Source organism: Natronomonas aquatica, assembly GCF_024449025.1.
GTDB lineage: Archaea > Halobacteriota > Halobacteria > Halobacteriales > Haloarculaceae > Natronomonas > Natronomonas aquatica.
In genome coordinates this window covers 42,965-52,645 of the sequence record NZ_JAHLKM010000016.1, presented here as the reverse complement: position 1 = coordinate 52,645, position 9,681 = coordinate 42,965, and the positions used below count along the sequence as shown (strand labels likewise).

The window sequence follows — 9,681 nt, the reverse complement described above, 5'->3', positions numbered from 1 at the left end:
CTGAACGTTGCCAGTGGCTGTGACGAACAAACGCCTCTATGGGGTGGGATGGCTACGACGAGTCACGGGGAGACTCAGCGCACATCGTCGTCAAACTCCCTGGCGAACGCCTCGGGCAGAGTAACGTATACCAACGCGTTGTCGACGAGAGCATCGACGGGTATGTACTCGTCGACGGCGTGGACTGTGTCTGTCCCGAACGCGAAATCTACTGTCGGAATCCCGGCGTTTCGAAGCCGTTTCGCGTCGCCGCCGCCGGTCGCGCTCCGCCGGTAGATCCGCCCTCCAGTTACAGCCTCCGCACCCGAGGCGACAGCCTCGACGATCGGGGTGTCGATCGTCTCTGCGGTTCCGACACTCCAGGACACGTCAGTGATCGTAACGCCCTCACAGTCCGTAACGCAGCTGCGGATGTCCGAGAGGACATCGGACGTCTCGATTCCCGCGGTCAGCCTGATGTCGATCTCTGCCCGTGCCGACTGGGGAACGCTGTTGATGGCCTCTCCCCCCTCGATCGTTCCGAGATTGATCGACGGAAAACCAAAGAGGTCTCGGGCCGCTTGGGAGCCCATCGTCGGCGCGTAATACTCGATTGATTCCTCGATAACCGGCTCCAATTCCGGCGATACGTCGAGTTTCCGCGTTCCGAACCGCTTTCGGAGCGTCTGAACGGCCCCGTAGAGTCGGTCGATGGCGTTCTCGCCGAGAACTGGTCGAGAGCCGTGAGCCGACTCACCGCGCGCCTCGAATGTGAACCAGATACTCCCACGGTCGGCGACCGTCACTGAGTAACGACCTTCCTCGCAGGTCGGCTCCCCGATCACGCAGGCATCCGCCTCGAGGAGCCCCTCGTCTACGAGTGCCGGTAGACCGGCATCGCCGCCCACCTCCTCGTCGCTCACGAACGCGAACACCAGATCTGTCGCCGGGGTTGCCCCGGTCTCGAGGAACGCCGTGATCGCAAATATCATCGCTGCGAGCGGCCCCTTCATATCCGTCGCGCCACGGCCGTATACCCGATCAGAAACGCGCTCCCCGAGTGGGTCGTACGACCACACCTCGGTGTCAAACGGTACCGTGTCAGTATGACCGTTGTACAGTATGCTTTCGTCGCGCTCGCCCGGCAGTCGTACCACGAGGTTGGGTTTGGCCGGATCGACAGCGAACCGATCGACTTCGACGGAATATGGGTCCAGATACCGCTCTATAAGCTCGACAATTTCGCGTGTGTCCCCCGGCGGGTTCGCGGTCTCGACAGCCAAAAGCTCCAGCGCCAGATCGGCGAGTTCGTTTCCGCTCTTCCTGACGTAGGTAGCCGGTGTGTCGGCTGACATGTCAGTCGAGACGCCCCGCGAGTGTCCTCCTCGCAGTCTCGTTACAGGGGACGAGGGCGTCTCCGCCTTTCTCTGGGACGGCGAGAGCAACTTCCGTCTCGTCGCGGTCGTCCCCCAGTATCGATACGAGTCGCCCCACGTTGGCTACAAGTGATCGATCGACCGATAGGCGTGGGCCTACGTCGGGGTCAGGTGATCCGGGGACCATCGGTTTATTCAGCTATGTTTTTCGATCGCGGAGCGAAGCTGGGCTTCGTCCTGCATTCCGACGAGGCGTTCGGCCGGCTGTCCATCGGCGAACAGAACGAGTGTCGGAACGCCTCGGACGCTGTACTCGGCGGCCAGCTTTTGATTTGCGTCGATATCGATTTTCGCGACAGCGGCGTCGGTTTCGGCGGCGATCGTTTCGACGACCGGTTCAAGCATCTGGCACGGCCCACACCAGTCAGCGTAGAAGTCGGCCAGCACGATGTCGTATCCGGTGACGGTCTCGGTCAACTCAGCGTTTCCGTTTACCGGAATCGGTTCGGACGGACTCTGTGCTTCCGACTCGTCGGACTGTCCCGTTTCCTTCCTGTTACGGAGGTCCTCTAGTTTCTGGCGACGGATCTCTTCGATTTCGTCTGTCATTATTCTACCGTTTGTGCTGGATCGTTTTATTTGTTTTGGGAAGATAGTACAATACTACAGCAGCGAAGGGACGGTATCGGAGAGTTATACGAACCAGGTCTTCCGACAGTGTACCCGAAGGGTCTTTCTCGCATCGGCCCAGTACTATACGAGAATGGTACTCCCAATCGACCCGAGCCGGATCGACCCGGACGACATCGGCGAAAAACAGACCACTCTCGAGATGGATCACGAGGAAGCGATCGAACACGTTCGCGAGGTATTCTCCGACGCTGGATTCGGCGTCCCCGTCGAGTTTTCACCCTCGGAGATGCTCAACGAGAAGGTCGACGCAGGTCGTGACCCCTACTACGTGCTGGGAGCGTGCAACCCCGAAGTCGCCGACCGGGCTCTCGACGCAACCGACAACAAACTCGGTGGCCTCATGGCCTGCAACGTGGTTATCTGGGAAGAAGCACCCGGACGACAGCGTGTCTATCACGTCTCCATCATGCGCATCGCACGGCTGGTCGGGATGGCCCCTGACAACGAGGAGATGGCGGACATCGTCGCCGATACCGGTGAATTCGTTGAGGAGGCTTTCGAGAACCTCTAGTGGGACCCTCACTCGTTCGACGCCGACCGTGCCGCCGACTCGAAGACGCTTAGAAAGCGTACGGGTTCCTCGCGGCCGAAGAGATCCCCTGGGCACTGTCCGCCGGCGATAACGGGACGGTGGCGGATCCCGGGGGTTTGACCGGGTCCCACACTGACAATTTCGTATCGGCCGTCACCCACTTGACATCCTCTCCGCCCTGGAGGGCGAAGATTCCCACGGCACTGCGCCGCTGGTTTGGAATGTTTACGGTTTGTAGACGCCTCGAGAGACGGCTACTGGCTGTGCCAACCAGCCGTTACTCCTATCCCGGTATGGGAATCAGAGATACTTTTCCTGCCTGCATCCCGAAATCCACAACAGAAAGGATGCTTTCTGCGTGGAATCAACGAATCCCGATAGTGTCCAATTAGGTGGGCGGACAGGCCGCCTCGGTTATCTATCAGTACGGTAATTACTTGCTTAAAACATCCGTTCAGAACAGAGAGGGTAGCGTGTAGAGGGGTTGTCGGATTCATCCCCGCACTGAAGCGCGAGGCTTTCTCCTCGAACTTCCGTAAACAGCCTCGGGCGCGTGTGGCATCCGAGAAAGCCCCGATGAATCAATACGGGGCACGTGCGTTGCGAAACGACCCGGGAGCTCTATAACTGCTCAGCAGCTGAGTAACTGGGAAAGAGCGTAGGTATCGAGCTTCGGTCAGACACGTTTATGCGCCCTGATTCATCAAGTGAATAAGCTATAGATTTCGATTGGGTATCCCCAATATGGATGGGATTCTGAACGAGGCGACGAACACGGTTCATAAAAAAGAGCCTGGCACAGTGGCCTTCCAGACCCCCTGTGGGATCACGTATAACGTTCCAGAGGACCAGCTCCGTCAAACAGAAATCGAGGGGCTGGTCGCGACCACAACGACCACGAAATGCGGTCGGTGTTTCGACGATGGGGGTGGTTACTGAGTTGAGCACACAGATTGATACGGAGACTGAATCGCACTCATTGAGGAACGGCAGGTTTTGATTGAAGCCTCGCTGGGTTCGATCTGAGACAGTCCAAAACGCGCATTATATCGTGCACAACGTAATTACAGCTTCTCTGCGGCTTTCGCCTGTTCGGTGCGACGTCTGGCCTGCTCGAGGCGGCGATCGCTCGCCCGCCCGATTTCGTCGGGAAGCGTCCCCCGGGCCTCCGAGAGCCGTTCGCTGACCCGTTCGAGTCGCGTCGAGACGGCATCGAGCGCCGCGTCGGCGTTCCCCCGATCGCCGGCCTCGGCGCGTTCGGCGGCCCGTCGTGCGGATTCAGCCACAGCGGTAAGCGCCCGCTGGAGGCCTTCGACCGCGTTCTCGGAGCCGCCGTCGCCCCCGGAACTGTCGTCCCCGGTCGGGCGGTCGTCGTCGTCACCCTCCTCTTCGGTCCCGTCGTCCGAGGACTCGCCGACGGTCGCCGCCGTCTCCTCGGTGACGGTCGCGAGATACGTCGCCAGCGATGCTTTCCCCGTTTTCGGCTGGTCGATCCGAACCGGCTCCGTCGAGTCGGGATTGACGCGAACCGCGCCGATCTCGCCGTCCGTGTCCCGGACCTCGGTCGTGTAGGCCCCGCCGCGATGGACGTAGACTGCGTCGGGTTCGGAAAGCGGCGCGTCGTAGAGACGGCCGGCGAAATCGTCCTCGACGGCGAGGCCGGTGAGTTCGCTGTCGGCGTCGGCGGGGTCGACCTCGAGTCGGGTCGCACTTTCGTTGGCGACAAGCGGGATCTCCCCGTCGACGCCGGCCGGCGTCAGTTCATCGTTGCCCTCGACCGAGACCGACTCGCTGTGGGGGGCGACACCGGGCCCGTTCACCGTCAGCTGGTGGTCGTCCTCGGGAACGTTCTGTAGGACCGTAACCCCGCCGCCGAACGTCGGCACTGCTTCCGGATCGCTCTCCAGCAGCGCGACGCTTTCGACGGTAGATTCACCCGTGGTGAGCCCCTCGTCCTCCGGCGCCTCGTCCGTGGTGACCGCTTCGGTGATCGACGCGACGACCGTGCCGACGGCCCCCGGTTCGCCGATCGCTTCGTACCGCTGGGCCAGTTCAGCCCGGTGGTTCGGATCCGAGATGTCCGCCGCCGGGTTCTCGTACCGCGGGGTCCGCCAGGGGACGCTGGTCGTCGTGATGTGACCCGAGACGGCGTCCTCGACGAACCCGGGGACGGCGAACTCGAAGCTCAACTGCGGCCCGGTGAAGTCCTCGATGTGTTCGAGTTCCTCCGACGGTACCAGATCGTACCCCACGTCCATCCCCGGGGAGCTGCGGGCGGTGTGGTCGAAGACGATACCCGATTCCCGCTCGGGCAGATCCGTCGGTGGCGACGAAAGCGCCTCGAAGGATCGAACGACCAGCGATTCGTCGACGAGATCCGTCCGGTCGACCGAGGGGAGCCGGTCGTGCTCGTAGACCGGCGCCCCGTCGAGTTCCGGGAGCACGAAGGGGAACCGGCCCCCTTCGTCGCGGGGGAGGCCGTAGGCGATCGGCAGTTCCGCCAGTGAGTCGATACCGTCGAACACCCCGTTGGTAATGTCGGGCAGCACGTCGTCGAGCGGAAGCCGCTGGAACTGCTCGCGCTGGTCGTTGACCGAGAGCGTGTTCGAGTGTGATCCCAACTCGACGAGCAACGCCGGGATCCGGTCCGGATCGGGATCGAGAAACTCGTTGTTTGGAACCTTCCGGGAGTGGGAACTCGCGACGTAGAGTTGCGGATCCTCGGTCTCGGTGTCGACGAAGACGTGAAGCACTTCCCAGTCGTGCCAGTGGAAGTTCGTGGTGAACTGATCGAACGCCGAGTACTGCCAGAACTGGACGACCGCCAGCGGCGACGCCTCGTACTCGACGGCGTGATAGAAGACGGTCGGGTTCGGCGGCGTGTCCGGGTCGTCGTAACGGTCCGAATAGCCGTCGAACGCGTCGAACCCGTCGACGACGGTTGCGCCGTCATCGTCGGTCTCGTAGGGGCGCGGATCGGTAGGAAACCACTGCTCGTGGGTGTCGAAATAGATCGAAGGTGCGAACCGTTCGGCGAGTTCGCGTGCCTCGTCCCCCTCGAGCGTCGTCGTCGGGCTGTCCTCGTCGGCGTCGAGGAACGAACAGCCGGCGGTCGATGCGGCCCCGATCGCGGCGAGGGAACCGAGGTAGGTTCGGCGGTCGATGGCGGTCGGGAATTCAGCCGGCATGCTCTCTGTCTCCCTTCTCTTTCGTTTCTGCCCGGGTAAGGGGAGCGGTTCGACCGGTCTCACGGCGTGGACGCGTGCGCATCGCGCTACGCCACCTGTCTGCTCTCTTGGAACGTGACCGTCGTGTCGTCCGATTCGACGGTCGTGAGGATGGTGATCCACCCGTTGTTTCGCTCGACGCTCCGCCCGTCCTGAAGCGAGAGTTCGACGCGTTTCGTCGTCGTGTGGGTGCCACCGGCGTCCATCTCGCCGACGTCTTCGATGTCCTCCCAGACGACGTCACCCGTCTCGGTGTTGCCTTCTCCCGCGAAGATCCGGATGTACACGGTGACGTCGGTCGCGGTCCCGTTTTGGTTGTTGTCGAGCGTCGCGGTAACGTCCCGGCAGGTCTCCCCGCACTCCTCGATGTCGTCTATCGTGAACGAGAACGGCTCAGTGTCGTCTGAGAGCGTCGCGTCCGTCCCGTCGTCGGCGTCCCCTTCGGTGGGGAACTCTTCGATCTCTTCGCCCGAACCCCCGCCGGGGGCCGGCCCCATACCGGCATAGAGCGCCACCCCGAGGACGGAGGCGACGAGGACGACGAGCAAACCGCCGATCAGATAGTTCGTGTTCATAACTCGTATCGAATGTGTTATTCTTCGTACTCGACCGTGATCCCGTCCGCCACCGGCTGGAGGACGTACGACCCGGACTGCCCTCGCTTAACGGGAGTGAAGTCGCCAGTGAACACAGTACGGCTCCCTTCGCGGATGTCGAACGCCTCGTTGAACGTCAGCGGCGCCTCGCCCGGCACTTCGACGGTCACTGATTCGCCGCCGTCAAGCGCGGCGTCGACGCCGTCCGTATCCAGCTGCAGGAACTCGTAGGTGGCGGCGTCCAGATCCCGTTCGTCGACCAGCTGTGTCGAGTCGCCCTGCAGGTCGACGAGGTCGGCCTCCTGGGGCTCGTCGTACTCGTAGTACTCGCGCTCGCTGGGTTCTTCGTCCTCGCTGTCGCCGGCCTCGGCGCTCTCGGGGCCGAGCCACATGCCGACGACGGTGACGACACACGACTCGAAGTCCGCGATGTCGCCGGGCTGATCGGTCACCTGTGTCGCGAGCGTCCCGGTCGACCCGTCGCCGCTACAGCCGGCGAGGCCGACCATCCCCGCCGTCGCCGCACCCGTTGCTGCGAGATACGTACGTCTATCCATGGCTATCGTATTATCAATTATGATTATATATTATAATTATGTGCTGTACACTTAATACGGTTGTGAAGCGGTCGTTTCGCTGTTTTCGGAGGCCTCATCGCTCCCGTCGGCAACACCGTCGTCCGCTTTCTCGTCCGAGCTGCGGTCGCTCAGCGACTCGCCGAGATCGTCGATAGAGCCCCCGAGGAACGAATCGATCGTTTCGTGGATCTCGCTCACGTGATCGGGGACCTGCTCGGGGAGCCCGTCGCTCGGTCCGACACTTTCTGCGTTATCTCCCCGCTCGCCGGCGTCTTCGGCGCTTTCGCCGCGATCGTTCTGTCTGTCGGTTTCGTTGGCTTCGTTGTTCCGGTCCGTTTCGTCCGGAACTGTTCCGTCGTGTGCGTCCGTTGCCTCCTCGGCGGCCCGGTCGGCCGGGCTGGCGGCACCGACCGCCGCCACGCCGCCGATCAGGAGCATCGTTGCCAGCGCAACCGTGATGAGTCGTTTCGGTATCATCGTATCCGATCCTACGGAGAGCTATCCGGATAAAGGAGGGTAACGCCGGATCCGAATATCGACGTTTGAACGCCGCTGAATCCGAATTAGCCCGAATTAGCCCGAATAAACTCCCTGGTCCTCGCCGCCTTGCCGCCGGGCGCCGTCTCCGATCGGGGCGGACGCTCGCCCGTCACGAACAACGTCCGTCAACCGATAAGGTAATTGGAGTTGACGAACATCGCCACCCATGAGCAACTCGACAGCGGCGGAGGTCGATCTCGTCGGCGACGAAACGACCCTGAACATCGCGCGTGCCGCGCTTTTCGCGGCGCTCATGGGCGCGTTCGCGTACGTCGCGTTTCCGTATCCGCTCTCGCCGGCGCCGGTGACGCTGCAGGTCCTCGGCGTCTTTCTGGCCGGGCTGTTTCTCGGCCCGCTGTGGGGCGCGGCGGCGATGGTGCTGTACCTGCTGGCCGGCGCGCTCGGCGCGCCCGTCTTCTCGAACGGCGGCGCCGGTCTCGGCGTGTTGCTCGGGCCGACCGGCGGTTATCTGTTCTCGTATCCGCTCGCGGCGCTTGCGGTCGGCGCCGTCGCCCACGGCGGGCTCGAACTCCGATCGCTCGCGGAGGCGTCCGTCGCCCGGCTCGTCGGCGGGATGGTCCTCGGTGTGGCCGTCATCTACGGGATCGGCGTCCCGTTTCTGTGGTGGAACCTCGAGATGACCCTCAGGACGGCCGTCGTCACCGGCGCCGTCGTGTTCGTCCCCGCCGAGGCGGCGAAGATGACGGCGGCGATCGGGATCGTCCGGAGCGACGCGATCCGGGCCGCATGATCGCCGTCCAAAATGTGGTCCACGAACGCGGGGAGACGACCGCCCTCGATGGCGTTTCGCTCCGGGTCGACGACGGCGAGTTCCTCGCGCTCGTCGGCCCGAACGGGTCGGGGAAGACGACGCTCGTCCGGCATCTGAACGGGCTCCTCGACCCGGACGAGGGGTCCGTAACGGTCGATGGAGCCTCCGTTCCGGAGAACCCGGTCGCCGCGCGCACGTCCGTCGGGATGGTCTTTCAGAACCCCCGGGACTGTTTCGTCGCCGCGACCGTCGAGGCCGACGTCGCCTTCGGTCCGGAGAATCTCGGCCTCGATCGCGCCGAGATCGACCGGCGAGTGACGGCTGCCCTCGAAGCCGTCGGGATGACGACCCACCGACAGCGCCGCATCGATCGGCTCTCCGGCGGCCAGCAGGCTCGGGTCGCGATCGCCGGGGCGCTCGCCATGGAACCGGCCCACCTCGTTCTCGATGAGCCCTTCTCGGGGCTCGATTGGCCCTCGCGGCGGACGGTACTCGAACGCCTCGAGGCCCTCTCGGCCGACGGGACGAGTCTCGTGATCGTCACCCACGACCTCCGGGGACTGCTCGAGCGGGTCGACCGGATCGTCGCGCTCGCTTCGGGAACGGTCGCCTTCGACGGGCCGCCCGGGGCGGTCGCCCCGCGGCTGGAATCGCTCGGCGTCCGGCCGTGTTGAGCTACGAGCCCGGCGACTCGGTCGCCCACCATCTCGATCCGCGCTCGAAGCTCCTCGTCCAGGGGGGATTCGCGGCCGTCGCCTTCGTCTATACGACGCCGCGCGGGCTGGCGGCGCTGACCGCCGTCGCGTTCGGTCTCCTCGCCGTCGCCCGGACCGCACCCCACCGGGTGCTGTGGGAGTTCCGCTTCGTCTTTCCGTTTCTTTTCGCCGCGCCGCTGCTCGGGGGGTTCGCGTGGGGTGCGTGGTTCGTCCCCGAGGACGCGATTCCCTCGGCGTTGGCCGGCTATCGCGCCCTCCTGGTCTTTCTGGTCGCTGCCGCGTACGTCCGAACGACGCCGGTTCGGGACTCGCGGGCGGCGATTCAGTGGGCGGTTCCGGGACGCCCCGGCCAGTTTCTGGGGATGGGCGTCGCGTTCGTCTTCCGGTTCCTGCCGGTCCTGCGCGCCGATATCGGGCGGATCCGGGACGGCTATCGGGCGAGACTCGGCACCGAACGGTCCGTCCCCGAGCGGATGGGACTGCTCGTCGTCGCCGCGTTCAACCGCGCGTTCGATCGGGCCGATCGCTTCTCGCTCGCGCTGCGGGCCCGCTGTTTCTCGTGGAACCCGACCCTTCCCGAAGTCGGCTTTTCGCCGCTCGATGTGCCCGCCGTCCTCGTCGGCACGGCTTTCCTCGCTATCGCGGGGTACGGGGCGATCTGGGCCCCCTGAT

The 9,681-nt window shown here is 63.9% G+C and carries 12 protein-coding genes; 6 read left to right on the top strand and 6 right to left on the bottom strand.

Annotated features, from left to right (window positions below; genetic code table 11):
* Positions 1 to 74: 74 nt before the first annotated feature.
* Positions 75 to 1,334: a M20 family metallopeptidase gene (locus tag KM295_RS11580; RefSeq protein ID WP_256030115.1), complete on the bottom strand. Its 1,260-nt coding sequence runs from the start codon at positions 1,332 to 1,334 to the stop codon at positions 75 to 77.
* Between KM295_RS11580 and KM295_RS11575 the strand changes: the two genes are divergently transcribed.
* Positions 1,333 to 1,488, top strand: a complete 156-nt coding sequence (locus KM295_RS11575) for a hypothetical protein (RefSeq protein WP_256030114.1) — start codon at positions 1,333 to 1,335, stop codon at positions 1,486 to 1,488. The two genes, KM295_RS11580 and KM295_RS11575, sit on opposite strands and share 2 nt — an antisense overlap.
* Positions 1,489 to 1,550: 62 nt before the next feature.
* On the opposite strand, the gene trxA is transcribed toward KM295_RS11575, so the two are convergent.
* Entirely contained in the window at positions 1,551 to 1,964 is a 414-nt protein-coding gene (gene trxA, locus KM295_RS11570; protein WP_256030113.1) for a thioredoxin, read from the bottom strand.
* A gap of 154 nt (positions 1,965 to 2,118) precedes the next feature.
* Between trxA and KM295_RS11565 the strand changes: the two genes are divergently transcribed.
* Both KM295_RS11565 and KM295_RS11560 read left to right on the top strand, forming a co-directional pair.
* Positions 2,119 to 2,559, top strand: coding sequence for a DUF302 domain-containing protein (locus KM295_RS11565; protein WP_256030112.1), 441 nt, complete (start codon positions 2,119 to 2,121; stop codon positions 2,557 to 2,559).
* 765 nt (positions 2,560 to 3,324) lie between these two features.
* A complete protein-coding gene (locus KM295_RS11560) occupies positions 3,325 to 3,519 on the top strand; it encodes a hypothetical protein (protein WP_256030111.1) in 195 nt (64 codons plus the stop codon).
* A 125-nt stretch (positions 3,520 to 3,644) separates the two neighbouring features.
* Here the strand turns inward: KM295_RS11560 and KM295_RS11555 are convergent, their stop codons facing one another.
* The 4 genes from KM295_RS11555 to KM295_RS11540 all read right to left on the bottom strand — a co-directional run bounded on the left by KM295_RS11555 (position 3,645) and on the right by KM295_RS11540 (position 7,458).
* Positions 3,645 to 5,768 (bottom strand): hypothetical protein, encoded by a 2,124-nt coding sequence (locus tag KM295_RS11555; RefSeq protein WP_256030110.1) that lies wholly within the window; start codon positions 5,766 to 5,768, stop codon positions 3,645 to 3,647.
* Positions 5,769 to 5,854: 86 nt separating this feature from the next.
* Positions 5,855 to 6,382 carry a hypothetical protein gene (locus tag KM295_RS11550; RefSeq protein ID WP_256030109.1) on the bottom strand — a complete coding sequence of 176 codons (528 nt, stop codon included), beginning with the start codon at positions 6,380 to 6,382 and terminating at the stop codon, positions 5,855 to 5,857.
* A 17-nt stretch (positions 6,383 to 6,399) separates the two neighbouring features.
* Positions 6,400 to 6,960 (bottom strand): DUF4382 domain-containing protein, encoded by a 561-nt coding sequence (locus tag KM295_RS11545; RefSeq protein WP_256030108.1) that lies wholly within the window; start codon positions 6,958 to 6,960, stop codon positions 6,400 to 6,402.
* A 51-nt stretch (positions 6,961 to 7,011) separates the two neighbouring features.
* Positions 7,012 to 7,458, bottom strand: a complete 447-nt coding sequence (locus KM295_RS11540) for a hypothetical protein (protein WP_256030107.1) — start codon at positions 7,456 to 7,458, stop codon at positions 7,012 to 7,014.
* 229 nt (positions 7,459 to 7,687) lie between these two features.
* Here KM295_RS11540 and KM295_RS11535 point away from each other — a divergent pair, with 229 nt between their 5' ends.
* From KM295_RS11535 to KM295_RS11525, 3 genes are read left to right on the top strand one after another with little or no spacing between them, the layout of a single operon-like run.
* Positions 7,688 to 8,272, top strand: a complete 585-nt coding sequence (locus tag KM295_RS11535) for a biotin transporter BioY (RefSeq protein WP_256030106.1) — start codon at positions 7,688 to 7,690, stop codon at positions 8,270 to 8,272.
* A complete protein-coding gene (locus KM295_RS11530; protein ID WP_256030105.1) occupies positions 8,269 to 8,967 on the top strand; it encodes an energy-coupling factor ABC transporter ATP-binding protein in 699 nt (232 codons plus the stop codon). Before KM295_RS11535 ends, KM295_RS11530 begins: the two co-directional genes overlap by 4 nt.
* The gene (locus KM295_RS11525) at positions 8,961 to 9,680 is read left to right on the top strand and encodes an energy-coupling factor transporter transmembrane component T family protein (protein ID WP_256030104.1); all 720 of its coding nucleotides are present in this window, start codon (positions 8,961 to 8,963) and stop codon (positions 9,678 to 9,680) included. Before KM295_RS11530 ends, KM295_RS11525 begins: the two co-directional genes overlap by 7 nt.
* Position 9,681: the final 1 nt, after the last annotated feature.

Coding starts and splice junctions, on each gene's coding strand:
- trxA (WP_256030113.1), bottom strand. CDS start 1,964: ATGACAGACGAAATCGAAGAGATCCGTCGCCAGAAACTAGAGGACCTC.
- KM295_RS11535 (WP_256030106.1), top strand. CDS start 7,688: ATGAGCAACTCGACAGCGGCGGAGGTCGATCTCGTCGGCGACGAAACG.
- KM295_RS11545 (WP_256030108.1), bottom strand. CDS start 6,960: ATGGATAGACGTACGTATCTCGCAGCAACGGGTGCGGCGACGGCGGGG.
- KM295_RS11530 (WP_256030105.1), top strand. CDS start 8,269: ATGATCGCCGTCCAAAATGTGGTCCACGAACGCGGGGAGACGACCGCC.
- KM295_RS11565 (WP_256030112.1), top strand. CDS start 2,119: ATGGTACTCCCAATCGACCCGAGCCGGATCGACCCGGACGACATCGGC.
- KM295_RS11540 (WP_256030107.1), bottom strand. CDS start 7,458: ATGATACCGAAACGACTCATCACGGTTGCGCTGGCAACGATGCTCCTG.
- KM295_RS11580 (WP_256030115.1), bottom strand. CDS start 1,334: ATGTCAGCCGACACACCGGCTACCTACGTCAGGAAGAGCGGAAACGAA.
- KM295_RS11550 (WP_256030109.1), bottom strand. CDS start 6,382: ATGAACACGAACTATCTGATCGGCGGTTTGCTCGTCGTCCTCGTCGCC.
- KM295_RS11575 (WP_256030114.1), top strand. CDS start 1,333: ATGTCAGTCGAGACGCCCCGCGAGTGTCCTCCTCGCAGTCTCGTTACA.
- KM295_RS11560 (WP_256030111.1), top strand. CDS start 3,325: ATGGATGGGATTCTGAACGAGGCGACGAACACGGTTCATAAAAAAGAG.
- KM295_RS11555 (WP_256030110.1), bottom strand. CDS start 5,768: ATGCCGGCTGAATTCCCGACCGCCATCGACCGCCGAACCTACCTCGGT.